The organism is Chitinophagales bacterium (genome assembly GCA_017303835.1).
GTDB lineage: Bacteria > Bacteroidota > Bacteroidia > Chitinophagales > Chitinophagaceae > JAFLBI01.
Genome location: JAFLBI010000001.1, coordinates 2,766,905 through 2,791,967 on the forward strand (window position 1 = coordinate 2,766,905; position 25,063 = coordinate 2,791,967).

The 25,063-nt window shown below is 43.3% G+C and carries 26 protein-coding genes; 18 read left to right on the plus strand and 8 right to left on the minus strand.

What is annotated here, in order from left to right; genetic code table 11:
- Nucleotides 1–2 precede the first annotated feature (2 nt).
- Nucleotides 3–1,703, plus strand: coding sequence for a DUF885 family protein (locus J0L83_12590; protein MBN8665412.1), 1,701 nt, complete (start codon nucleotides 3–5; stop codon nucleotides 1,701–1,703).
- Nucleotides 1,704–1,718: 15 nt separating this feature from the next.
- Nucleotides 1,719–2,528, plus strand: a complete 810-nt coding sequence (locus J0L83_12595; GenBank protein MBN8665413.1) for an N-acetylmuramoyl-L-alanine amidase — start codon at nucleotides 1,719–1,721, stop codon at nucleotides 2,526–2,528.
- 116 nt (nucleotides 2,529–2,644) lie between these two features.
- Here J0L83_12595 and J0L83_12600 read toward each other — a convergent pair whose 3' ends face one another.
- Nucleotides 2,645–3,934, minus strand: a complete 1,290-nt coding sequence (locus tag J0L83_12600) for an amidohydrolase family protein (protein ID MBN8665414.1) — start codon at nucleotides 3,932–3,934, stop codon at nucleotides 2,645–2,647.
- A 91-nt stretch (nucleotides 3,935–4,025) separates the two neighbouring features.
- On the opposite strand from J0L83_12600, the gene J0L83_12605 reads away from it, so the two are divergent.
- Both J0L83_12605 and J0L83_12610 read left to right on the plus strand, forming a co-directional pair.
- On the plus strand, nucleotides 4,026–4,577 hold the full coding sequence (locus J0L83_12605; GenBank protein ID MBN8665415.1) for a DUF72 domain-containing protein: 552 nt from the start codon (nucleotides 4,026–4,028) through the stop codon (nucleotides 4,575–4,577).
- Between the two features lie 39 nt (nucleotides 4,578–4,616).
- Nucleotides 4,617–4,940 carry a DUF72 domain-containing protein gene (locus J0L83_12610; protein MBN8665416.1) on the plus strand — a complete coding sequence of 108 codons (324 nt, stop codon included), beginning with the start codon at nucleotides 4,617–4,619 and terminating at the stop codon, nucleotides 4,938–4,940.
- Between the two features lie 121 nt (nucleotides 4,941–5,061).
- On the opposite strand, the gene J0L83_12615 is transcribed toward J0L83_12610, so the two are convergent.
- The 3 genes from J0L83_12615 to umuD form a co-directional block, all read right to left on the minus strand.
- Nucleotides 5,062–6,345 (minus strand): Y-family DNA polymerase, encoded by a 1,284-nt coding sequence (locus J0L83_12615; GenBank protein ID MBN8665417.1) that lies wholly within the window; start codon nucleotides 6,343–6,345, stop codon nucleotides 5,062–5,064.
- A 171-nt stretch (nucleotides 6,346–6,516) separates the two neighbouring features.
- Nucleotides 6,517–6,972, minus strand: a complete 456-nt coding sequence (gene tnpA / locus J0L83_12620) for an IS200/IS605 family transposase (protein ID MBN8665418.1) — start codon at nucleotides 6,970–6,972, stop codon at nucleotides 6,517–6,519.
- 283 nt (nucleotides 6,973–7,255) lie between these two features.
- Complete coding sequence (umuD, locus tag J0L83_12625) at nucleotides 7,256–7,687, minus strand: translesion error-prone DNA polymerase V autoproteolytic subunit (GenBank protein MBN8665419.1); 432 nt, start codon at nucleotides 7,685–7,687, stop codon at nucleotides 7,256–7,258.
- 57 nt (nucleotides 7,688–7,744) lie between these two features.
- Here umuD and J0L83_12630 point away from each other — a divergent pair, with 57 nt between their 5' ends.
- The 11 genes from J0L83_12630 to J0L83_12680 all read left to right on the plus strand — a co-directional run bounded on the left by J0L83_12630 (nucleotide 7,745) and on the right by J0L83_12680 (nucleotide 17,020).
- Complete coding sequence (locus J0L83_12630) at nucleotides 7,745–8,338, plus strand: 2'-5' RNA ligase family protein (GenBank protein MBN8665420.1); 594 nt, start codon at nucleotides 7,745–7,747, stop codon at nucleotides 8,336–8,338.
- 4 nt (nucleotides 8,339–8,342) lie between these two features.
- On the plus strand, nucleotides 8,343–8,963 hold the full coding sequence (locus J0L83_12635; protein MBN8665421.1) for a 2'-5' RNA ligase family protein: 621 nt from the start codon (nucleotides 8,343–8,345) through the stop codon (nucleotides 8,961–8,963).
- A 5-nt stretch (nucleotides 8,964–8,968) separates the two neighbouring features.
- Nucleotides 8,969–10,078 (plus strand): PA0069 family radical SAM protein, encoded by a 1,110-nt coding sequence (locus J0L83_12640; GenBank protein MBN8665422.1) that lies wholly within the window; start codon nucleotides 8,969–8,971, stop codon nucleotides 10,076–10,078.
- Between the two features lie 21 nt (nucleotides 10,079–10,099).
- A complete protein-coding gene (locus tag J0L83_12645) occupies nucleotides 10,100–10,327 on the plus strand; it encodes an addiction module protein (GenBank protein ID MBN8665423.1) in 228 nt (75 codons plus the stop codon).
- Nucleotides 10,317–10,616, plus strand: coding sequence for a type II toxin-antitoxin system RelE/ParE family toxin (locus J0L83_12650; protein ID MBN8665424.1), 300 nt, complete (start codon nucleotides 10,317–10,319; stop codon nucleotides 10,614–10,616). Before J0L83_12645 ends, J0L83_12650 begins: the two co-directional genes overlap by 11 nt.
- 2 nt (nucleotides 10,617–10,618) lie before the next feature.
- Nucleotides 10,619–12,022 carry an amino acid permease gene (locus J0L83_12655; GenBank protein ID MBN8665425.1) on the plus strand — a complete coding sequence of 468 codons (1,404 nt, stop codon included), beginning with the start codon at nucleotides 10,619–10,621 and terminating at the stop codon, nucleotides 12,020–12,022.
- Nucleotides 12,023–12,052: 30 nt separating this feature from the next.
- Nucleotides 12,053–13,495, plus strand: coding sequence for a phosphotransferase (locus J0L83_12660; GenBank protein ID MBN8665426.1), 1,443 nt, complete (start codon nucleotides 12,053–12,055; stop codon nucleotides 13,493–13,495).
- 362 nt (nucleotides 13,496–13,857) lie between these two features.
- A complete protein-coding gene (locus J0L83_12665; GenBank protein MBN8665427.1) occupies nucleotides 13,858–14,574 on the plus strand; it encodes a nucleotidyltransferase family protein in 717 nt (238 codons plus the stop codon).
- 2 nt (nucleotides 14,575–14,576) lie between these two features.
- Nucleotides 14,577–15,590, plus strand: coding sequence for a Gfo/Idh/MocA family oxidoreductase (locus J0L83_12670; GenBank protein ID MBN8665428.1), 1,014 nt, complete (start codon nucleotides 14,577–14,579; stop codon nucleotides 15,588–15,590).
- A 63-nt stretch (nucleotides 15,591–15,653) separates the two neighbouring features.
- Nucleotides 15,654–16,112 carry an N-acetyltransferase gene (locus J0L83_12675; GenBank protein ID MBN8665429.1) on the plus strand — a complete coding sequence of 153 codons (459 nt, stop codon included), beginning with the start codon at nucleotides 15,654–15,656 and terminating at the stop codon, nucleotides 16,110–16,112.
- Nucleotides 16,112–17,020 carry a class I SAM-dependent methyltransferase gene (locus J0L83_12680; GenBank protein ID MBN8665430.1) on the plus strand — a complete coding sequence of 303 codons (909 nt, stop codon included), beginning with the start codon at nucleotides 16,112–16,114 and terminating at the stop codon, nucleotides 17,018–17,020. The genes J0L83_12675 and J0L83_12680 overlap by 1 nt, the downstream gene beginning before the upstream one ends.
- On the opposite strand, the gene J0L83_12685 is transcribed toward J0L83_12680, so the two are convergent.
- Nucleotides 17,013–17,657, minus strand: a complete 645-nt coding sequence (locus J0L83_12685) for a methyltransferase domain-containing protein (protein ID MBN8665431.1) — start codon at nucleotides 17,655–17,657, stop codon at nucleotides 17,013–17,015. The genes J0L83_12680 and J0L83_12685 overlap by 8 nt on opposite strands.
- A 12-nt stretch (nucleotides 17,658–17,669) precedes the next feature.
- Nucleotides 17,670–18,824: a DUF5009 domain-containing protein gene (locus J0L83_12690; protein ID MBN8665432.1), complete on the minus strand. Its 1,155-nt coding sequence runs from the start codon at nucleotides 18,822–18,824 to the stop codon at nucleotides 17,670–17,672.
- An 85-nt stretch (nucleotides 18,825–18,909) separates the two neighbouring features.
- Between J0L83_12690 and J0L83_12695 the strand changes: the two genes are divergently transcribed.
- On the plus strand, nucleotides 18,910–19,443 hold the full coding sequence (locus J0L83_12695) for an archaeosortase/exosortase family protein (protein MBN8665433.1): 534 nt from the start codon (nucleotides 18,910–18,912) through the stop codon (nucleotides 19,441–19,443).
- Between the two features lie 469 nt (nucleotides 19,444–19,912).
- Here J0L83_12695 and J0L83_12700 read toward each other — a convergent pair whose 3' ends face one another.
- Complete coding sequence (locus J0L83_12700; GenBank protein MBN8665434.1) at nucleotides 19,913–20,320, minus strand: hypothetical protein; 408 nt, start codon at nucleotides 20,318–20,320, stop codon at nucleotides 19,913–19,915.
- Entirely contained in the window at nucleotides 20,320–23,484 is a 3,165-nt protein-coding gene (locus J0L83_12705; GenBank protein MBN8665435.1) for a T9SS type A sorting domain-containing protein, read from the minus strand. Before J0L83_12705 ends, J0L83_12700 begins: the two co-directional genes overlap by 1 nt.
- Nucleotides 23,485–24,024: 540 nt before the next feature.
- On the opposite strand from J0L83_12705, the gene J0L83_12710 reads away from it, so the two are divergent.
- The gene (locus tag J0L83_12710) at nucleotides 24,025–24,723 is read left to right on the plus strand and encodes a polysaccharide biosynthesis/export family protein (GenBank protein MBN8665436.1); all 699 of its coding nucleotides are present in this window, start codon (nucleotides 24,025–24,027) and stop codon (nucleotides 24,721–24,723) included.
- A gap of 6 nt (nucleotides 24,724–24,729) precedes the next feature.
- Nucleotides 24,730–25,063: hypothetical protein (locus J0L83_12715; protein MBN8665437.1), on the plus strand; the 334-nt coding region annotated here is incomplete at its 3' end.

The following is a 25,063-nucleotide window of genomic DNA, read 5'->3' on the forward strand; positions in this document are numbered from 1 at the left end:
ACATGAAACAACTGATTTGCTGGCTGCTCTTGCTGCCCATCACTGCGCTTGCGCAGAAAAACAATCCCTTATTGATACAAACCAGTGAAGTGCATCACTTGCTGGTGAACTATGAAGCTGATAAAGGCAGTCTTTCCCGTTTTTATACTATTCCCGCATCGCCGGAAAGAAATCAACGGATGCAAACCTTGCAGCAAGATTACTTGAAGAAGCTGCAGGCATTGGCATTTGAGCAAATGAGTGTGGGCGGACAAGTAGACTATCTCTTATTTCAGCGTCAGCTCAATAATGAATTAAGGCTTTTACAAGAAGAAGCCAAAAACCTCGCCTTAGCTAATAACTTAATCAGCTTCGCATCTCCGGTATATACTTTGGAGCAACAACGCAGAAGAGGCAAGCACTTGGATGCTGCAAAGCTGGCTGCAGATATGCATGCTTGGCATAAAGCAGTACAACAGGCGAGTAAAAGCTTGCCATCAAGTATTGAAGCGCCAGTAGCCAAGACTGCAGAAACTGCGGTGAAAGGTTTGCAACAAGCATTGCGATCTGTATTTGATTTTTACAATGGCTATGATCCTGCATTTACCTGGTGGATCCCCCAGCCATATAAGACTTTGGATAGTAGTTTGAATGTGTACGCAGCACAGATCAAAAGCAAAACTGCTGTTGGAATACAAAAGGATGATGGTAGCGGTATCATCGGTAATCCGATTGGTCGAGAAGAACTGATTAAGCAATTGCAATATGAGATGATTCCTTACACACCGGAAGAGCTGGTCAATATTGCCAATAAAGAATTTGCCTGGTGCGATGCGGAAATGCTGAAAGCTAGCAAAGCCATGGGTTTTGGCGATGATTGGAAAAAAGCATTGGATAAAGTAAAGAATACCTATGTGCCGGAAGGTTATCAGCCGGAACTGATTCTGCGTTTGTACAATGAGTCGCTTGACTTCATCAAAAAAAGAGATTTGGTCACTATACCACCAATTGCAGAAGAAACCTGGCGCATGAGTATGATGAGCCCGCGACAACAATTGGTGAGCCCATTTTTCTTAGGTGGCGAATTGATTCAAATCTCTTATCCCACCAATACCATGGATCAGGAAGCCAAGCTCATGAGTATGCGTGGAAATAATCCGCATTTCTCTCGTTCAACCGTGCACCATGAATTGATTGCCGGACACCACCTGCAAGGTTTTATGAATGATCGCTACAAATCATACCGTAATTTCTGGACACCTTTCTGGACTGAAGGCTGGGCTTTATACTGGGAGTTTATTTTGTGGGATATGGGCTTTCCCCAATCGCCTGAAGACAAAGTGGGTATGTTGTTCTGGCGCATGCATCGTTGTGCCAGGATCATTTTCTCACTGAATTATCACCTAGGTAAGTGGACGCCCCAGCAGTGTATCGATTTTCTGGTAGACAGGGTAGGCCATGAACGTGCCAATGCTGAAGGAGAAGTGCGTCGATCATTTACCGGTGGATATGGTCCGCTCTATCAGTTGGCTTATATGACCGGTGCTTTTCAGTTTTATGCATTGAAGAAAGAGTTGGTTGATAGCGGTAAAATGAGTTATAAGCAATTCCATGATGCAGTGCTGCAAGAAAACAATATCCCGGTAGAGATGGTGAGAGCCATTCTCATTAAACAAAACCTGAAAAGAGATTTTATTACCAACTGGCGTTTTTATCAACCTTAACTGCATCTTTGAGTCATGAAACAAATCAGTGCTTTACTCTTATTGATTTTGGTTGTAGCTGCGTGTAGTCGCTCATCATATCATGCTACTAATAAAGTGCATAAGCAACAAGTCAAGGCTTTTGCCAAACAGTTATTACAGTTTCCGCCAATAGATTCCACACCGATGGCACCTGAATGGGTGGGTACCACGAATTTCAGCATGCGTAAGCCCAGTTATGTGATCATTCACCATACTGCACAGAATAGTTGCGATGAAACTTTGCGCACGTTTACACTCAGGCGTACTGCTGTGAGTGCGCATTATGTTATCTGCCGCGACGGTACTGTGCATCATATGCTGAATGATTTTTTTCGTGCACATCATGCAGGTGTGAGCAAGTGGGGTAATGCAGCGGATATCAATAGCAATAGTATTGGTATTGAGCTGGACAATAATGGGTTTGAATATTTTGATGAAAGACAGATCACGAGTCTGCTGGCTTTGCTCGACAGGCTCAAGCGTACATACAGTATTCCTACAACCAATTTTATTGGGCATGGCGATATTGCGCCCACCAGAAAGAATGATCCCAACTGGCGCTTTCCTTGGAAACAGTTGGCAGATAAGGGTTTTGGCCTGTGGTATGATGTGCCTGCCATGACTGATACCTTACCTGCCGGTTTCAATCATATCACTGCGTTGCGCATCATTGGGTATGACATGAAAGATACTGTTGCAGCGAGGCAAGCATTCAAAAGACATTTTCTGCAAGACAGCACTCGCGGTCCGCTCAGCGATAGTGCAAAGCTGATCTTACATCAATTAAGCAAAAAGTATTTCTAACTTTTTTATTTTTTGGGGCAAGTGGAACATCCCGCTTTTGCGGGACCAAAAAGTACAGATAAAAATATTAGCGTAATAGCTAGGCAACAAATATCATAGTTAGTGATCGTCGCTGACTACTGCTTATACACTTTCCCATCCTTCATCACAAATTGTACTTGCTCTAATAGTTGAATCTGTTGCAGTGGGTCTCCTTTTACGGCAATCAGGTCAGCGAAAGCGCCTTTGGTACATTCACCTACTTTGCCTTCCATGTCGAGCAATTTAGCAGCATGAATGGTGGCTGATTGAATGGCTTGTGCAGCTGTCATGCCCCATTGTACCATGTATTGCAGGTCGCGTGCCTGCGGATAATGCCATTCGTATCCACCGATATCTGTACCGTAAGCAATGGGTACACCTGCTTTCAACGCTTTTTGAAAAGTCGCAGCCAATGTTTTAGAGAATTGTGCATTCATGGGGCTACCTGCTGCAGCTCTTGCAGGTCCAACCAATTCATTCACGTAGATGGTAGGACACCAGTACACTTTTTTCTCTGCCATCACACGAATGCATTCATCATCCATACCAAATCCATGTTCTATAGAAGTAGCTCCTGCTTGTATAGCGGCGAGAATGCCATCTCTGCAAACAGCGTGAGCAGCCATTTTCTTTCTATGCTTGGCGGTTTCATCGCCAATAGCCATGATTTCTTCGGTAGTGAAATTGGGTAGACTGCGATAGTTTTTATTTGCATCCATGTAATAAGCGCGGTCAGCATAAATCTTGATCCAATCTGCCCCATGCGCAATTTGTGAACGTACTGCACGTCGGCCTTCATCAGCGCCGGTAATTTCTTCTACGCCTTTGGGTAGGTGTAATTGTACCCAGTCAAAATCTTTTTCACTGGGTAGATAGTGTCCAGTAGTAGCAATAGCGAGGCTTGCAATTAAGTAGCGCGGACCAGGAATAATGCTTTGCTGAATGGCTTTCTTCAAATCATAATCCGCATAACCTGCTCCTTCCGTACCTAGATCGCGCACGGTAGTAAAGCCGTTCAGCAAGGATGTTTGTAGGCTTTTGGCAGCACGTAGTGTTCTGAACGGAACACTTTCGCGTAGTAATTGTGTGTAGTAGGGTTCTGCGGTGGTATCGCCTTGTAATAGTGCATGCACATGGCAGTCGATGAGTCCGGGTAAAACAGTATAGCCACTCAGGTCAATCAAAGAATCTGCTTTTAGTTCTTTGATATTTGCATTCCCGATTACTTGTTCTATCTGATTGCCTTTTACCAGAATGATTTGATCACTCAGCATTACGCCATTTTTACTATCGAATAGTTTGCCGCATTTAACGGCGATGGTCTTTTGGGCGAATAGCTGTGTCAGCAAGAGTATGCTGCAGGCAAGCAGTACAATCTTTTTCATGTGCGTTGGTTGTAGGTTAAATGTACTTGGATTTTTTGGCTGTGCAACAATCTGTTGGATGATTGGTTAAGTTTACGGTAGAAAGCGTTGTATGGAATTTGGAAGAGTTACACCTGCCATATTGGATCGGCTTGATTTGTCGCTGCCGGTAGAACCAGTAAGCAATTCCCGCATATTGTCTGGAAAGCCAACTATTGCACCTAAGGCATATGTGGGAAGTGTAAGATGGGGGAATACCGATTGGGTTGGAACCATTTATCCAAAGGGTACTAAGTCTGCAGATTTCTTAAAAGCTTATGCACGTCTCTTCAATACGGTTGAGCACAATGGAACTTTTTATCGAATTCCTTCTGAGCAACAGGTGCTCGGCTGGAAGGGTAAAGTGGGAGCGGAGTTTCGTTTTTGTCCCAAGTTTCCTGAAGTGATTACGCATATCAAGCGATTGCAGCAATGCGATGATTTGGTTGATCTTTTTTTACAGAGTATTACTTGCTTGGGAAATAATTTAGGGCCTATTTTTTTGATGCCGCATCCGCAAATGGGTTTTCAGCAGTGGACTGTTATCAGTAATTTTCTACACAGTTTGCCAGGCGATCTTCCGCTCTTTGTGGAGTTGCGACACCCTTCTTTTTTTATTCAGTAATTATCACCGCTTGTATCAGATACACTCGGACAATTGGGTATGGGTTTGGTTATTACCGATACAGTTGGAAGAAAAGATTGCCTGCATATGCACCTCACTATTCCAAAAGCATTTATTCGTTTTGTAGGGAATAATCTGCATCCTACTGATTATGCGCGTATTGATGCATGGGTGTTGCGTATACAGCAATGGCTGTTACAAGGGTTGGAAGAGCTATACTTTTTTGTGCATCAGCCTGAAGAAGCACATTCGCCTGTTTTGGCTGCTTATCTTATCAAGCAATTGAATGCTGTTTGCGGATTACAATTACAAGTGCCACAATTTGTACAAGAACAACCCATGCAAAAGGGCTTGTTTGATTAGCGGGTATTGCTCATTCACTCATTCATTTATTCATCCACTCATTCTATCATTCAATCATTCAATCAATCATTCATTCATTCTCTCATCCACTCATTCTATCATTCTATCATTCAATCATTGTCTATCCTATTTCATACAACTCATCCCACCTCGTGGTATATCGTTTGCTGCGCATTTCCTGGCGCATTTTCCAGTTTCGTGTAGTACCGCTGGTGGCATATTTCAGCAAATCATCGCGCATGCTAAAATTGATGTTGTCGATAGCACTCATCAGTAATCTTTGTTTGTTGGATTGCGGCGGCACAAATAAATTGCCTTGTAATGAACTGTCCGGCACAATCCCGCCCAGTATTACACCAGCTTTCAAATACTTGGGTCCTTTTCTATAGAGTTGTTCTACCAATGGAACAGCATATTTGATGAGTTCTCCGGTAATTGCAGTAGGGTTGGGCAGGGATACATAGCGGTGATTGGATTGCGGATTATACGTGTATGCTTGTTCTTTTCTTTCATTGGTAACAACGAATACATCGATATAAGAAGCAGCGCTGTATTGCCTGCGTAGTTTCTCTGCAGCGCGTGCAGTATAGGTAGCTACGGCTTCTTTGAGTGGTTGCAGATCAAACACCGGAATGCCAAACATGCGGGTGGTGGCAATCATTTTTTTCTTCTCCAGTGGATCTTTCATTTCAATGCAGGGTTCTCCGTTCAGTTCTCTGATCAGGCGAACGCCCACCACACCACCGAGATGTTGTTTGGCCCAGGCTTCCGGCATTTGTTGTAATTGCCAGGCGTTACTGATGCCATGATGATTTAATAGTTTATATGCGTAGCGGCCGCCCACGCCCCATACATCACCGATGGGTGTTTGCTCCAGTGCTTTCTTGAGTTTGTTGGGGGTATCCAGTACGAGTACACAGTTGGTTGCTTCTTTATGCTTTTTGGCAAGTCGGTTCGCTACTTTGCTCAGCACTTTGGTAGGTGCTACGCCGATGGACACTTTGATGCCCGTCCACATCTCTACAGTGTTTTTTATCTCTAGTGATTTTTGTTGCAGCTGCGCAGCTGGTATGTGCGACATATCCAGAAACGCTTCATCAACAGAATACACTTCTACTGCACCGGGTGGCATCAGCATACGCAGGGTTTCCATCACGCGCCAGCTCATATCGCCATAGAGATGATAGTTGGAAGAGAATACGGCAATATCATGTTGTTCGATGATGGCTTTGTTCTGGTAGAAAGGTGCGGCCATCCCTACGCCGATGGCCTTAGCCTCATCTGTTCTGGAAACAATGCAGCCGTCGTTATTACTGAGCACTACAACGGGCTTGTTCCACAGATCAGGTCTGAAGAGGCGTTCGCAGGAACAATAGAAGCTGTTACAATCGACGATGGCTTTCAATGGTATTGATATTTGAGTATTTTTCTCTTCAACGCTTTCTCTATTCCGTAGACTGAAGTCTACGGTAATATGTTTGATTTATTTCCGCGGACTTCAGTCCGCGGGAGGGCCTGATGATTTGTTGTTTGGTCTTTTTGATTTCTGCCGCAGACTTTAGTCTGCGGAAATATTCTACGATGGTTCTATTTTCTTCTTCTTTACCATGTCTTCTGCGTATGCGTACGCTATTCCGAGTTGTTTAAGTGTATGCTGTAGCTCCTGATTCCTGATATATCGTTTAATTCGTTTTAGTTCGACCTCCCCGACGGACAAAGCATAGTAAGATCGCTGCCATTCAAATAGGATACCATTGAATAGTTGATTATTGGCGGCTGCTTGATTATTTAACCATCTTGCGCTTTCTCCTTTTAATAACTGCGCTGTTTGGGCAATCGTTTGTGTACTGTTTAACCTGACTAATACATGCATATGGTCTGTATATCCATTGATTGATTCGATATAGATGGACTTATTCTTTGCATAGCGATACATATGCTGAATCAAAGGGTAGAGTAGTACTGGCTTGATAAGAGGCTCCTTATATTTCGTTGTCCATATGTAATGGATCCATACTTTCAGGTAAGCCATATGCTAGTTATTTATTATGATTGATAAGCTTCTTTATTCATTTCTGCTGACTTTAGTCAGCGGAAGAGATTGGATTTATTATTTTGACTTCCCGTTTTCTTCCGTAGACTAAAGTCTACAGTAATGTGTTTGCTTTATTTCCGCGGACTTCAGTCCGCGGGAGGTCCTGGTGATTTTATTGTTTAGTCTTTTCTGTTTTCTCCGTAGACTAAAGTCTACGGTAATGTATTTGTTTTATTTCCGCGGACTTCAGTCCGCGGGGAAGGCTCATGGTTTGATGTTTTCAATGCGGATGAATATGATGCGTCACCACACCCCACACACTAAAGGCAGCAAAAGGGTCTACATCAATCGTGGCCATCTTACCGTTTTCCGGAACCAGTCGTACACGATTGAAGTCTTTGAATAATCTGCGAATCAGCATTTCGCCGTTCAGTGTGGCCACAACAATTTTTCCCGAGAAGGCTTTGATGCTTCTGTCTACAATGAGGATGTCTCCGCTGCAAATACCCGCACCCAGCATGGCATCGTTGTTCATGCGGAAAAAGAAAGTAGCTGGTTTGTTGCGGATCAACATTTCGTTCAGGTCAATGCCTCTTTCCATATAATCATCGGCGGCAGCCCCAAAACCTGTGGCATTGGCATTGGGTATGTCTTGCTGAATAAATTTCTTGTCGCCTGTATAGGCAGCCCGGTAAATACGCTTCCCTTCCATAAAATTAATTTTGTTATGCTAAATTATTTAGTATTTTCATGCTAACAAATTTTGTTTATGGAGGGTTTGTACCAATCAACGCATGCGCTGAACAAGCAATCTTATGGCCACAGTAGTGAGTACTTGCTGGCATTCAGAACTGATGCTGCCCTGCAGGAACAAGTGCACGCAGCAGGCCGTGAATTATTGCAGCATTTTCCATCGGGTGCCAGTTTACCACAGCAGCCCCAGCTTACACTGGCTGCTTTTCAAGCCAGACCGGAAATGGAACCGACTTTATTGCGTTGGCTGCACCGTATTGTAGCATCGCAGAAAGCGTTTACTGCAGAATTGAATAACTACAGTGGTTTTCCGCCGCACATGATTTACCTGCGTGTGCAGGATCATACACCTTTCCAGCAGTTTATTCGGCAATTGCAGGTGATTGATCAGTATATCCGCAGCGATGATGCGCCACCCATGCAGTTTGTGCAGCGGCCGCACCTGCCCGTAGCAGAACATATTGTGCCGGAATCGTATCAGCAAATGCTGTCCTTATACGCGCAACAGGATTTTCACGCCAGCTGTACCATCAAGGAATTAGTGGTATTGCGCAGGGAGCATGCGTTTGATGCGTATCAATGTATTCAATTGTTTCACCTCGCTGCTTAGCGCTATGGAGACAGCAACCATATTGGAATTACCCGGTTCTGCTGTAGCGGAATATTTGCTGGTAGTACAACCGCATGAAGATTTATTCAATCGCATCATGCAGGAGAAGCAGGCTTTTGCAAGAGCGTATGATTGTCCGGCAGCAAGTTTTGGTCAGCCACAAATTGTTCTAGCAAAAATTGTACAGCGTATTTGGTCGGAGCCGAATTGGCTCAGGCGTATTGCCCGAACAGTTTCAGAGCACAAACCCTTTACCGCAACACTGGAAAACTATGGCAGTTTTCCTACCCATAGTATCTACCTGCAGGTGAAAACAAAAACAGCCATCGTGTCTTTGGTAAAAGCATTGCGCCAACATGGAAAATACTTGTATTATGATGCTGCATACAAGCCACATTTCATCACCGAGCCACACCTCACCATCGCCAGAAAATTATTGCCCTGGCAATATGAACAGGCATGGCAGGCTTACCGCCATCAGTTTTTCAGTGGTATGTTTCTGGCGAAGGAAGTGTTGCTAATGCGCAGGCGATTGAGCGAAAAGCATTATCACATCCTAGAACGCTTTGCACTGGAAGGAAAGCAACAACAAGTGGTGCAGGGCGGACTCTTCGAAATATTCTAACTGCTATGAAGCCCCCACTAAAAAAAGATGCTGTGCCGGTGAAAGCACAGCAGCAGGATGATGCCATGCCTTACCGTAATGGCAGAGGCGCCCAGTTCAATACACGCAACCGTTTTTTGGAAACGGAATTGTCCAAAGAACATATTGAAGCCATTGATGAGTGGAATGAGGATAATCTTCGCACGCAGTACATCCATGTACAGGCTAAATCTATTGTCAATAAAGTGGAGAGTCCTGATGTAGGTATGAGTTATAGTATGAATCCCTATGCAGGGTGTGAGCATGGTTGTATTTATTGCTATGCGCGGAATGTGCATGAATACTGGGGTTATAGCGCGGGACTCGATTTTGAACAAAAGATACTGGTGAAGCAGAATGCGCCACAGTTACTGCGTAAATTTTTGATGCATCCTAAATGGCAATGCACACCCATCATGTTGAGTGGCAATACAGATTGTTATCAGCCTGCAGAACAGACCTATCGCTTAACACGTGGCTTGCTGGAAGTTTGCAATGAATTCAATCAGCCCGTAGGCATCCTCACTAAAAATGCCTGGATACTGCGCGATAAAGATGTGTTGCAGGAAATGGCGAAGAAGCGCATTGTATCTGCAATGGTATCCATCACTTCCTTCAATGAAGAACTAAGGCGTATGATGGAACCCAGAACCACCACCGCTGTACAAAAGCTACGCGTGATTGAAGAACTTAGTAAAGCAGGCGTGCGCATGGGCGTGATGATGGGCCCGATGATACCGGGCTTGAATGAGCACGAGATGCAACGTATCATGAAAGCTGCGGCAGATCATGGTGCTACATTCACGGCGTATACATTTATTCGCTTGAATGGTGCTATTAAGTTGTTATTCCATGATTGGTTGTATAAAAACTTCCCCGATAGGGCAGATAAGGTTTGGCACCTGATAGAGCAAAGCCATGATGGCAAAGTGAATGATTCCCGCTGGGGTGTGCGGATGCGTGGTGAGGGACATATCGCCACGATGGTGGCGCAGCAATACAAGAAGTATGGAAAATTATATGGTATGAATGCAGAGGAGTGGCACTTGAATACGGCTGATTTTAGAAGGCCGGGCGAGCAGGGAAAATTGTTTTAGGTAATTAGTATATTTGAAGTGATGGCAGAACGGTCATACGATAAGAACGCATTATTGGCACTACCCGTTAAAGAAAAGCTGGAACTGGCAGAAGCTTTATGGAATAGTATCGAGCAGGATATGCCTGAAATAAGCAAAGACGAGATTGCCTTTGCGCAGGAAAGATTGATGATGCATGAGGCCAAGCCTGATGAAGGATTGACTTTATATCAGTTGAAGCAGTATTTCAGAGATAAGTATGGCTTTTAAGATCATCGTTAAGCCAATTGTTTTTCTTGATATAGATGAAGCGGTTAATTTCTACGCGCAACAGTCCGTCCCACTCGTTGAAAGATTTTACGGTACTGTTATCTCAAAGATTGAGCATATTCAAAATAACCCTCTAAGCTATGGTTTTGTACATGCAGCTGTAAGAAGTGCACGAGTGCCACATTTTCCTTTCAGAATCTTTTTTCTTGTTTCAGGCGAACAGATTATTATCTTAGGCATTGCCCATTTTAAAAGAAGTAATCGGTTTATTAGAAAACGCCTGTCCTAAGCATGTCCCAACTCCAACGCACATTGTCTTTCAAAGCTACTTATGCCATTGTAGTGGGCAGCGTGATCGGTTCCGGTGTATTCATGAAACCTGCGGTGATGGCCGGACAGCTAGGCTCAGCATGGTTGTTGATATTGGTTTGGATAGTCGCTGGCTTGATTACTTTATTCGGCGCGTTGAGTAATGCAGAAGCTGCTGCCATGTTTCCGGAAACGGGCGGACAATACATATTCTTTCAAAAAATGTATGGTGAAGGATTTGCTTTTGTGTATGGATGGTCGGCTTTTGCGGTGTTCAATACAGCAGGCAATGCTTCTATCGCCTATGTCTGCGCACAGTACACGGAATATTTTGTGCAGCTGCCTAGATTCAGTCAAGCAATAGAGCAGTCATTGCATATCCCTATTCCGTTGATTGGTGCTATCTACCCATTGGAAAATATTGGCGTAAAATCGCTCACCATTTTTCTGGTTGTATTGTTTACTGCTATCAATTATTTCAGTGTGCATTATGGTAGTGGTTTACAAAGAATCCTTACGGCACTCAAGGTATTGGCCATTGTGTTGGTGGTGTTGGGTATTCTGTTTTCTGGGAAAGGTGATTGGACGAATCTGCAGTCTACCACTGTTACAGAACTCAATTGGTTAACGGCTTTCATGGCCGCAATGGCCGGAGCATTCTGGGCTTATGATGGTTGGAATAATATCACGTTTATTGCTGGAGAAGTGCGTGAGCCGCAACGACACATTCCTAAAAGTCTTTTGTTAGGGTTACTTACTTGTATCAGCATTTATGTATTAATCAATCTGGCATTTGTCTATGTGCTGCCGCTGAGTGCTATGACACAGTCTTCATTTGTTGCTTCAGATGCTGGCAAGATTGCGTTGGGTACCATTGGCGGTGGCTTGATTGCTTTGCTGGTGATTCTTTCTACGCTGGGCACTACTAATGCCAATATTCTATCTACCGCACGCGTCACATTTGCTTTGGGTAAGGCAAGTGATCGATTGAATTGGGTGGGTAAAGTGCAACCGCGCTATCAAACACCGGGCAATGCATTGTGGTTAAATGCGGGTTGGTCTATCTTACTCATATTCAGTGGCTCTTTCGATATGCTTACCGATATGCTCATTTTTGTGAGCTGGTTTTTCTATGGCATGAGTGCTTGGGGTATCATCCGCTTGCGCAGAACCATGCCGGATGCTGCAAGGCCCTATCGTGTATGGGCTTATCCATGGCCAACCATCCTCTTTGTGGTGTTTACAGCGGTGTTCTTAGTGGCTACTTTGTACACGGATATTCGTTTGTATCAGGAAGGCAAGAGTCACCTCATCAATGCAGCATTCGGTATGCTCATTGCCGGTCTGGGTATTCCCTTGTATTTTATCAGTCGCAAGCAGCGCTAATGCGCTATTTTCGCCCGAAACAAGTGATTTATGGAAGCGGTGATCAACGGTATTGATCAGTTATTTCAGTCCTACGCACAAAAAAAAGCAGATCGTATTGAGAAGCTGCCACAAAGCGGTAGTGATAGGGTGTATTTCCGCATTTATGCAGGCAAAGAAACTTTTATCGCCACTTGGAATCTTAATGTAAAAGAGAATAATACATTCATCAAGTTCAGCAATCATTTCAATGCATTGGGTTTGCCTGTACCGCAGGTATTCTGCATGAATGAAGAACATACAATCTATATCCAGCAGGATCTTGGTCAGGAAAGTCTGCTCGATAAATTAGAGCAGCTGGGTAAGAATGATGCGAGCTATGCACTGTTTCAGCAAAGTTTGAAAGAACTCGCACACTTGCAAATCAAAGGGCATGAAGGTTTGAATTATGATTGGTGTTTGACGGCGAAGGAATTTGGTAAGCAGGCCATCCTAAGCGATTTGTTGTATTTCAAATACTATTTCCTCGATACACTCCGCATGCCTTACGATAAGCAGGCATTGCTGGATGATTTTGATGTATTGAGTACCTACCTCACCAGAACTGAATACAAATATTTCATGTTCCGCGATTTTCAAAGTAGGAACATTATTGTAAAGGATGGTAGCGTAAGCTTCATCGATTTCCAAGGGGGTATGCGTGGTGCTTTGCAATATGATGTTGCTTCCTTGCTTTGGCAAGCCAAAGCTGAGCTGAGTGAAGAATGGAAAGACAATCTCCTCAACTATTACATGGATCAGATTGATGGGTTGCTGGAGCACCCTGTTGATAGAACCCTTTTTGTTAGTCAGTACAATGGCTATGTCCTCATTCGTTTGTTACAAGTCCTGGGTGCATATGGTTTCCGTGGTTTATTTGAGCGTAAAGCACATTTCTTATCCAGCATTCCATTGGCCTTGCGTAACCTGAAATTTTTCCTCGATCATAAGCGGGTAGGAATTGTTACGCCCGAGTTTGATCGCATGTTACGCATCGTGGTGTCTGATGAGATCATCGAAAGATTTACGCCACCGCAAGCCACTGCAGATACACCTTTACAAGTAGTGATTAACAGCTTTAGCTATCGCAAAGGCATTCCTGCTGATGAAAGTGAAAATGGCGGAGGCTTTGTATTTGATATGCGCGGCATCCTTAATCCGGGCAGATTTGATGAGTATAAAACACTTTGTGGTAAGGACAAGACGGTGATGGATTTTCTGGAGCAGCGTACGCGTATGAATGAGTTTTTGAATTCTGTGTGGGATTTGATTGATATTACGATAGAAGATTACCTGAATCGTGGTTTCAGCAATCTGCAAATCAATTTTGGTTGCACAGGCGGACAGCACCGTAGTGTGTATGCGGCTGAGCAAACGGCCCGACATCTAAAGAATAAGTATAAATTAAAAGTGCAGCTGACGCATACGAATCAAGATAATTGGATGAAGGGGTAATGGGTTTGTGGTTAGTAGTTGCTTGTTGCTGGTTAGTGATACATGCATGTGCACACTTCTTGCTCTATGAGAATAGCTCTTGCTTTAACCGCAAAGGTCCGCCATCGCTAAGCTTAGGCGGACTAGCGCTAAGACGCTAAGTTTCGCTAAGACGATATGGTCCACGCAGGGTCTCTTGTAAAGGACCCTGCGAGATATTAACGACTTCAGTAATCCATATGCGCAGGGAAACTATTGAATCCTGTATCTTAGGTGCAACATTGATTTTTTCCATATACTCGAGCCGCTTAGGCTATTATATGGACTTGGTGATACCTTTTGGATAATAAACCAGTAACCAGAAACAATAGACTGCCAACACGATGAAAGCTTTCGTACTTGCTGCCGGACTCGGAACCAGACTCAAACCCTGGACAGATCATCACCCCAAAGCATTGGCGGTGGTGAATGGTAAGTCACTACTGCAAAGAAATATAGAATACCTGCAGCAAGCGGGTATTCGTGATGTGGTGGTGAATGTGCATCATTTTGCCCAGCAGATCATTAATGCGATTCATGAAAACCAAGGCTGGGGGTCCGATGTGCAAATTTCTGATGAGTCAGACGCAGTATTAGAAACGGGTGGTGGCTTAGTAAAAGCGCAGCCTTTTTTTGCAGGCGAAACAGATTTTGTGGTGATGAATGCAGATATCCTCACTGATCTGGATTTAAATAAAATGATTCAACACCACCAGCAGAGTGGTGCTTTGGCTACGCTGGCAACTACACAAAGAGAGAGCTCTCGCTTTTTTTTATTTGATGTAGCTGAACGCTTGTCGGGCTGGACCAATACCAAAACCGGCGAAGAAAAAATTATGCGCGAACGATCGCCCTTGCATCCTGCTGCTTTCAGTGGCGTGCATGTGATCAATGCGCAATTGTTTCAACATATCCATAGAACAGGTAAGTTTTCTATGGTGGATGTATATCTGGATATTTGTGCAGAGCAAATCATCAAAGGCTTTGACCATACCGGCGGATTATTGTTCGATGTGGGTAAACCGGAAAGTCTGGAGAAAGCTGCATCCATTTTTCAATAAACATGGAATCTTCACCACGCTTTGCACTCATTGGTTGCGGTCATATCGCCGCAAGGCACTTACAACAAATCAATCGTGTAGGACTGTTGGTGGCAGTATGTGATATTGATGCTGATAAGGCAAAGAAATTGGTTGGTGATACGGTGCCTTTGTTTACCTCATTGAATACACTCCTGCAAGCAGAACTAGCTATAGATATTTTTGTCATCGCCACACCGAATGGATATCACGCCAGGCAAGCTATTGCATGTTTACAAGCCGGTCATCATGTACTCATCGAAAAGCCGATGGCCATTAGCAGTGCTGATGCGGCAAGTATATTGTCAACTGCAACAAGCGTTGGTAAGCAGATTTGGGTAGTGAAGCAAAATCGGTTTAATCAGCCAGTGCAACAAGTAAAGCAATGGTTGCAAGAAGGGAAATTGGGTGAAATCCTGCAGTTCCAGTTAAGTGCTATCTGGTGCAGGGATGCGGCTTATTATGCGCAGAATGCTTGGCGGGGTAGTGCAGATCTGGATGGCGGTGTTCTCTATACACAGTTCAGTCATTTCATTGATATACTACTATGGTTATTGGGGGATATGCAGGTGCTGGGTGGTTATAGAAGCAATGTGCAGCACCAAGGTTTGATTGCTTTTGAAGATCAGGGATTGGTGCAATTGCAAGCGCAATCCGGTGCAATAGGTTCGATGCAGTATTCCGTGAATGCAGTGCAAAGAAATGCAGAAGGTAGTTTAGCTATCTATGGAAGCAAAGGTATGGTGAAGATTGGCGGACAATATTTGAATACAATAGATTGGGCGGTGATTGATGGAGAAGAAGTTGATTACACTAATACAAACGCACCCAATCATCAATATGGCTTTTATGAAGGCTCTATGAGTCACCATGATCAGGTCTATGATGCAGTGCTTGCTGCTTGGCAGGGGAAACCCCTTTCTATACTCAGTAATGTTGATGCTGTTAAAACCGTTGCCTTGATTGAGCAAATTATGCAGCAAATCCCTTTACAGTAAACTGATTTTTCGCAGATTTTTTTCGCCTGCACCATTGTAACTTACCTGCATAAACTCAGGGTTATGTCCATACAATTAAAAGAATCCGGCGTGAAAGATGTAGTCACTGGTGAAAATGTTACTATCGTGGCACCGGTCAATTTGTACGAGTGTACACTAGGTAATGAAGTGTTTGTTGGTCCTTTTACAGAAATCCAGAAAGGCGTAACGGTGGGCGACAGAACCCGTATTCAATCGCATAGTTTTCTCTGTACGGGTGTTCATATTGGTGAGGATTGCTTTATCAGTCACGGAGTAATGTTTGTAAACGATACATTTGCAAACGGCGGACCAGCCGGTGAGCCTTCTAAATGGCATTCCACCTATATTGGCGATAAAGTATCCATTGGTTCCAACGCAACCATTCTGCCCGTCACCATTTGTAGCAATACAGTGATTGGTGCAGGCGCAGTAGTAACCAAGGATATCAAAGAACCGGGGGTGTATGCGGGTAATCCGGCAAGACTGATCCGACATCTCTGATGCAATTTGATCATTCCATTTGTAAACTCTGTGGTGGCGGTGGTAATACCATCCGCTATCGATTGCGTATGGCCAATGTGGTCGTTTGCCAGCATTGTGGATTTCACTATACGGATTACAAAGACGATGAATATGCAGGCCTCTCTGCGCATTCTGAGTCGACAGTATTAGATGAAAAAGCCATTCGCTACATCGAAGAAAAACTGCAGAGCAACCCGCACCGATTTGATCACCACATCGCTACTGTATTGCAGCATAAGCAGCAGGGCACTTTGCTGGACATTGGTTTTGGCGGTGCATTGTTTCTACGCTCCATGCTTCAACAAGGTTTTGATGCTTATGGTATTGAATTGGATAAGCAGTACTTATTGTATGCGAAAGAAGTACTTGGTCTAAGTAATATCAATGATTTGCCGGTACAGGATGCGTACTGGCAAGAACGCTATGCCGGTTTTTTTGATGTGATTGTGTTATGGGATGTGCTGGAGCATGTGAATGATCCTGTAGCGCTGATGCAATCTATTCAGCGATTACTGAAACCGGGTGGATACTTGTTTATTGATACGCCCTGCAGGGATGGATTCTACCATCGTTCAGGCGAATGGTTATTCCGTTTAAGTGAGGGACGATGGAAGGGTTTATTACATGATTTGTATTCCAGCCACCGTTTTGGGCACAAACAAATCTTCAGTAAGCAGGATATGCGTAAGCTCTTAACACAATTTCAATTACAGCCTGTTAGTATTCAACAGTTTCATGAAATGAGTTTTCCATATGCTTTTTATCTCAAGAAAATTTTAAAGCGCGATTGGCTGGTATCCATTGCACTGCCAATGGTGAAGCTATTCTTCGCTGTAGTAAAGATTCGGAATAAGATGATGGTGGTTGCGAAAAATAATCTTACTTAATACATTCAAAAGCCAAGTGATCTATAAATCTGCTTGGCGCTTCTACAGTCTTAAATGCTGGTTCTGAGGAGTCCCCCATCTCGCATCTGCGTATTTGTGTAAAGCCAGCATTTTGTAATTCGTGCTGCAATGACACCTCATCCCACATCCACAAATGATGCGAATTGCCATAAGCTTCAATTAGTCTGTTCTTAAGACCTTTTGAGCGTTGTGGTATCCCTAAATAAGATCCTTCCATGAAAATATCTGCTGCGTTTGTTTTACCAGCAATCTTATCAGATTGGTAGCGAACGATATATTTTTCAAGGTCAGGTAAAACGCATCTAAATATGCCACCGGATTGAAGTAACGCATATGTATTTCGTAGAGCAATCACGCAATCCTGTCTGCTCAAATGTTCCAGAACATGTGAACAATAAATGGCTTTACAGGAATTGTTTGCAATGGGCAGGCCTTTTACAATATCCCCATACAAGATATTATCCGGGAAGGTTAAGCCTTTCAGGCTGGATGCAAGCAGTTTGCCGATAATAGGTATCTTCTGTATGCGCAGTGTGGGTGTTGCATCAAAATTGAGCCAATTATCTGGCGCGGTTACGCCACAACCATAATGGACATAAAGATTCTCCTGCTTCATGCTGCAATGATACTATACTTTGATATAAATCTTTCGCTTATCCAGTACATAACAGATGCCCCAGTAGAATACTATCAGTAGAATGGCGTATAAAAGTGAGCCTACTCTTAGGTCTTCTGAAATGTTTTTACAAAATGTATTATAGAACCATGGGAAGAAAGATGTATATGTTGGTTCTCCTGTTTCTGCATTCACGCCAGTTGACCAACGGAGTAATCCTGTGAGTCTGGGTAGAAACCCACTCAATACAAAAATGAATAATGGGTTCTTACCAAATACATCAAAGAAGCGGCTCCAAGCACCCTTGGCTTCCTTGAATTCAATCAGGTATATCAAGATGCCAATCACCAGCATGGCCAGTCCTGTGGTGTACAAGGTGTAACTGCTGGTCCAGATTTTTTTGTTGATAGGGAAGACCATATCCCAGCATAGTCCTGCAAAAATCAGGATCAATCCCGCCACAAATAAATTACTCAGCATTTCATAATTCTTGCCCTTTTGCTGAATATACTGTCCGGTAAAATAGCCAAACACCACCTGTACTATCGCCGCTGGCGTGCTGAACAATCCTTCCGGATCAAAGGGTACGCCTTCGCCCATATAGATATGCGATTCGCCAAACAAATTGATATCGCGTTGCGTACCAAAAAAGCCCTGCATGCTATAAGGGTCTGCAGGATTACCCAGAAAATAACTCAATAGCCAATAAGCAATCAATAATATGGCGCTGAACACAAAAGCACCTTTGGTTTTGAAGTAATAGACAATGATGGCAGCAAAACCATAGCACAATGCAATACGTTGTAACACACCCATGATGCGGACGTTTTGCCATTGCTTCATCACCAAATGACCGTCTTGCCATTTTACAAATGGACTCCAATGCAGCAATAAGCCAATGAGGAAGATTAAGGCAGTACGCTTCAATACTTTTTTCAAGAAAGCAGCTTGCCCGGCCTCTTCAAATCTGGGCATCACAAAAGCCAGCGCATTACCAACGGCAAACAAAAAAAATGGAAAGACTAAGTCTGTTGGTGTGCAGCCATGCCATTCCGCATGTTTGAGCGGACCAAAAATATGGCTCCAACTACCGGGGTTATTCACCAAAATCATTAAGGCAACAGTAGCGCCGCGAAATACATCCAGAGAGTAATAGCGTTGGTTCATGGCAGGCAGTTAAGGTTAATTAAAGCTATTAAATTTATGCATTAGCCAAGCGGGTTTCCTACCTATCTTCATACCAATGTTCTCCTTGGCTCGAATACAAAAATTATTTCTGATCAAATTCCTGCTTGTATTTGCCATACTGTATGGTGGTACCTACGGCTTTATTGCTTTAGCCTCACCTACTGGCAAGTTATCCTTGCCATTTCTGCAGTCCTTAGATTATGTTGCTGCTTATCGCAAACTACTCTTGCATGGCGCTGGTCAATGCTTGGAATGGTTGGGTTATACCGCAGCCTATCCGGATGTGTATCGGTTACAAATCAATGAAGCCAATCGAGTTCAATTGGTCTATGATTGTTTGGGTATTGGTATTCTTTCATTCTGGATAGCCTGGTGTGCCGCTGCGGCACATGCGTGGAAATTCCGGTTGGTTTGGATATTCGGTGGTTCTGTGTTGATTACATTGCTGAATATGCAGCGTATAGCATTGCTATTGATTGCACATTACGAGCACTGGAACATCTTCGCAGGTATCGATCATCACGATATGTACAATATGGTGATCTATACTGTTTTGTTGCTGCTTTTATTACTGCACTATCGCTTGGTGAAGGAGTAGGTGACCTCATCTCCCTCCATCCTACGCTTCAGCTTCGGATGGTAAACCGCTAAAACTTCTGTTTGACCTCACCCCGGCCCTCTCCAAAGGAGAGGGAGAATTATATATTAACGATTAACAACCACGAAGTGGTTATATAAATAGTAATAAAGTCTAAAGTAGAAGCCACAACCACGTAGTGGTTGAACACTTAATATCCTCGCATTGCTTTGTCTAGATGTTGAATTGAAGAAATCGTAGTTGGTATATGAAGCGACTATAATTCTTCCGTAGACTAAAGTCTATGGTCAGGTTTAACGAATAAATTATTCCAGTGATTTGCTCCCCTGCCAAGGGGAGCCGGACTCCGAACAGCGTGAGGAGGACTGAGGGGTATGATTGTATAGTATCTCCCCTCCCCGCAAGCCCTACGGAAATTTACTCTGCTGCATTTATCTGAGCATTAAATATGAATAGCTATCGGAAAAAATTAGCGCGAAAACTTTTTACGGGCTGCTCTTTTTCGTATACCCATGGCTGCACCAACAACAAGCATTACAGAAAGCCCGCCATCAACAGGAACACCTGCATCTGTTGGTGTTCCGCCACCTCCTCCGGTGCCTGGACCGCCAGGGTCACTATTGCCGTAAAGTCCTTGGTTAAAACTTCTTGAGTTGGTACTATCTCGAAGTAAACGTCCCTGACCGCTGAATAAATTAGAATCAGAAGGGGTTAACAGTGTGCTCTGTCTGTTAGATTCAAACATATTGGTTGAACCGCCTTCAAAAATATTTTGAGGCACCCATTCACCGCTTTGTGCCTCTACAGTCACAAAACAGCAAACACCAAGTGTACAGCTAAAAACTCTTCGAATATATAGATACAATACTTGCTTCACTAATCAACAATCAATTTGGTAGTCCACCTGCCGCTCTTGCCGCTAATCTGTAACTGATAAACACCTTTTACGGGATTTAATTGTCCTGCCGGTATTACTTGTACAGATTGTGTACCCTTATGTGTAAATGTATATAAGCTTAACTGTTTTCCAAGCGCATCAATAATACTTACCTGATATTGGTCGTCAGGTATATTAAAAAGCATCAATTGTATATTACCGCCCTTGTAAGGGTTTGGATACACGCGCACAGATTGTTTGCCTTCTTCTGCTTCTGGTCCGAAATAAGCCATATTGCTGTATTGGTAACTACCATCCAGCATTAGCTGTTTTATGCGGTACCAGGTTTTATCTGCTGCCGCACGCATATCTGTCCAATTTCTGGCTTCGCCGCTACTCTTCTTACCTACAAAGTAGAAACTGTTTCCATCAATGGATTTTTCTACTTCATACTGCAGCATATCTTGTTCAGTTCCGGCCGCCCATTGCAATTGAATCAATCGTGCCGCATTGGCTTGTCCTTCCAATTTCACACTATGCTGAACACCTGATGGACGAATTTTGCGGAATACAATGCGGAACCTATCTCCACTCGAACTTGCATCAGCTGTTACCGTGAATGGAATGACCATGGTGTCTTTACGCACGTAAGTGAATGTCTGCAAAAGTCGATCTTCCAAAAATGGCAAAACACCCTCTACATGAAAATCCTGACCAACCAAAATCAACTGATATTGTTGGCCATTACCAGTTTGCCAAATACGGAATTGAATAGTATCTGCAGCGCTGAGTTGTTGTCTGGCATCAATACTGAGGTTGCTGCTTTTGGTAACAATACAAAGGTTTTCAGTGCCATTGCTGAGTTTGGCTGCATCTTCCCGATTATTGATACTATTGCTGAAATTTTCGCCAAGTACCAGCGTAGTGCCATCCATATTAATCCAGCGACCACTTACTTGTTTACGCAACATGGCTCTAAGCTTGGCATACACATTGGGGTTGCCTCCAACAGACTCATAAATATTGGTGAGGCTGCCTGCATCCAATGCTTTATGGGCTTCATTGATACGTAATACAGGGTTGGAAGCACTGGTTTGAGTGAAAAAGCCCATGCCGGGTTGCAGGTACCTGCCCACATTGGAAGCGCCATTATCATTTGTCTCTGTGAATGAATTATAAGTAACGTATGCGCCGGTAGTACCGATGGTGGGATCAAAATACCAATAGGTTGTTTGAATATTGGTAGATGCATTTTGTACACTATGCCAGTCTACAATAGCCGGGAAAGGATTGGCTACAAGACTATAACCGTTGGTGCTGTTGTTTAAACTATTCCCACTGCTTGGCACACCTGCTGCACTGCTGCTGGCTCCACTGGTTGTAAAAGTGATATCACCATAAATGAGTTTACCTGTTGCCCTGAGCCTAGTATCCCTATTCATCGTTGTTGGCGTAGGTAGGGTAGTGATATTGGCATTGCGATCGCCTCGGATCAAAATACGATAGCCTCGATAAGGATCTAGTCTGGTGGTTCTGGTATTGGTAATATCGCCCCAGGCAGCACTGATATACGTATGCATTGAACGGCTACCTGTAGCTGTTCTGTCAAGACCTGTGGTTGGATCAACGCCGCTGCCGGCAAGTCCGGTAATATGTGTACCAAAGCCTGCAGTAGTAGCTCCGGCTTCCTGCCAGTTATCGTACACAAAACTATTGTCTGTATATACGCCGCCTGAACTAAGGTCTCTGTAAGCACGATTGCCACTGGGTATATAACGTTCTATGCGAATACCACCCAGGCTACCATAGCTTACGCTGGCGCCGCTGCCAACAGTAGCTATCTGGGCTGTATTGCCGATGGATGAAGACTGTAGTGTTAGGATATGATTAGCTGTATTCAGGTTGCCATTGGTGAGATTTAATCTTCTCACAATAGTAAGGTCACTGCCCAATGTAACACCTGCACTAGCACCAGTTCTATTCAATGTTAAATCTCTCAACGTATTCGCACCGGTATGGAACTTAATGGTTGGTGAACTGCCTAAAGTGCCACCAATAACTAGATTGGAGGTAGATGAGCCCAGTAGGTCACCTGTGAAAGAGGAGCCATTACCATTTAGTGTAAGGGTATTTCCATTGATATCCAAATCAGCATTGGAATTACTGATCACCAAGGCGCCAGCTATCGTTAAATCAGTAGTCATGGTCTTGGTGCCTGTTCCACTGATCGTGAGATTATTATAAGGAAGATTTGGAATATTCAAGGCACCATTCTGTGCAAATTCGATGGTGCTGTTGGTCAAAGTATAAGTGCCGCCACCTGGTGTAAAAGTGCCTGTTATAGTAACAGTACTGCCCGATCCAATGGTTCTATTGCCACCTGTTGCGTTTAAGTTTGTAAAAGTGCCCGATGGAATTGTCTGTGCGCCAACTCTGTAAAACTCAACTGTAAATGGCCAGCTTTGTCCAGCAGGCATAGATGGGTTAAAGCTAGACCCTGATCTAAGTGTACCGGTTCCACTTAAGCCGGATGGTGTGCCAAATATTGCAGCAGAACTGGCTGTGCTTGTAAGGTCAAATGTGTTTCCACTCGAAATAGTAAATGTACCACTGATATTGAATGCCCCGCCAGACAGGTTTACAGTGATAGTGGTTCCTGTAATGCCTAAGTTGTACACGTTTACGCCAAAACCAAAGGAGGTTAAATTGTGTGTGCCGCTTTGTGTGAAATTAATGGTAGAGCCAGTTTGAAAGTCTCTTGTAGTTGCGGTAAATACAGTTGTGCTCACATCAGTTGCCAGATTATGTGCATAGGTTCCATTATTTTCTATAACGAAATTTGTACCACTGCCCCCATCAACAAAAGTGATGCTATGAGAGGCGGTCAATGTTCCGCCATTATTGATTTGAAGTGTAACCGCATTGATGCCTGTTGAGTTCAGTGCCAACGCGCCATTTGTTGTAAGGCTAGATCCATTACGCACAATAAAAACATCTCCGGCACTAAAACTGCCTGGAGCTGTACCACTACCATCTGTATTGGTTCCCCAGGTAGCAAGATCATTGGCATTGCCTGTTGCTTTGGAGTAATACGTAACACCTTGCCCCATGAGCAATTGCGCCAAACAAATAAAAATGGAAGACAAAACAAGTCTTACCCGCATGTTAAACAGTTTAAACAAATAATCAGCCTACACAGGGTATGGATTTCTTGGGCAGGGTTGGGGGTGTGGCGAAAATACTATTTTTCAAGCCCTTAGCCTATAGCAAGATGCATTAATAAGCACTTAAGCTGCTTCTACCAGTTTTTAGGTATCTCGGACGATGTGTAACAAAATCGGCTTTATTTATCTTGCTTAAGGCATTTTTCATGCAGGCTGATAGACTCAAAACCATATATTTGTGAACCTACGTATCTATTTATCCGGAAGGAATGATTGAGTGAGCCGGAAGATACGAAGGAAAGCCTTGGGCTTTGGAAACCATGCACTTAGAACAATAATACATGATATAAACGGGTAATGTGTCCGCCTCTGGCGGACGCCTTGCCCTTTTTTATTCACCCTAGCTCAGCCTTGTGACTGATGTGGCGGAGCTATATACCTAAGACTATGTTGAATAAACGATTTTTCGCTTTCCTGGCATTCTTACTCCTCTTTCTGGGTGGCTTTAGTTCATGCATGACTAAAAAGAAACTAGCCAGATTGAAAAACGAGTATGAGGTTTTTAGAATTGGCTTAGATAGCCTGGGCGACGTAAAAGAATGGAAGGAGAGAGATATTTTGCCTGGCGATAAGATTACATTGAATATTAACACTGAGAGTATCAACACCAATCAGGTAGAGCTATTTAACTTCGGTAAGGACTTATCTTATGTTGTTGCGGATGATAGCACAATTAACATCCCCTTGGCCGGGAAAATTAAGATTGCAGGTTTAAATAGAAGTAATGCTGCCTTGAGAATTAAAAATGAAATGGCAAAATTTATTAAGAATCCTTATGTATCAATTCAGCCGCTTGAAGTGAATATTATCGTAATGGGGCAGGTAGATCGTCAGCAGGTGGTAAGTATGCCCGAAAAGGAAGCAAATATTTTGCGTGCGCTAACACTTGCAGGTGGAATAAATCAATTTTCTAAAAGAGATTCAGTATTTGTAATCCGTGAATATGATAAAGTGAGAAAATTGATTTCGATAGACTTCAGAGATGCAAAGTCTGTATATGCTTCAGAAGCGTTTAAGCTGGAGAATAATGATGTAGTAGTAATAAAGCCAAATGACTACTATTACAAACAAGTCAGAAACTCTGAGAATTCCATTAATCTGGGAAGAATTACGCCAATTACTACGATACTTGGGATATTCTTTTTACTGATACCTATTTATTCTATATTATCAAGATAATCGTTTATGAGCGATACTACTTTTCATGATACCAACCCGGTATTAAATCAATTCCAGAAAGAAAAGGTTGTGCTTTTTTCCATAAAGGAGTTGCTATTCAAGTATCTGTCCTATCTGCCATTTATACTGTTGATTTTTTCAATTTCGGTAGGTGTTGGGTATATCTATATCAGATACACTGAACCCGTTTACAAAGCTTCAGTTCAAATACTGGTTAAGACAGATGATTCCAAAAACGCTGCAGCAGGTCAGGTTGATTTATTCCAGAACCAGATAAGACCAACTCAGTTGGTTAATTTGGATAATGAGATATTAAAAATCAAATCACTTAATCTATTAA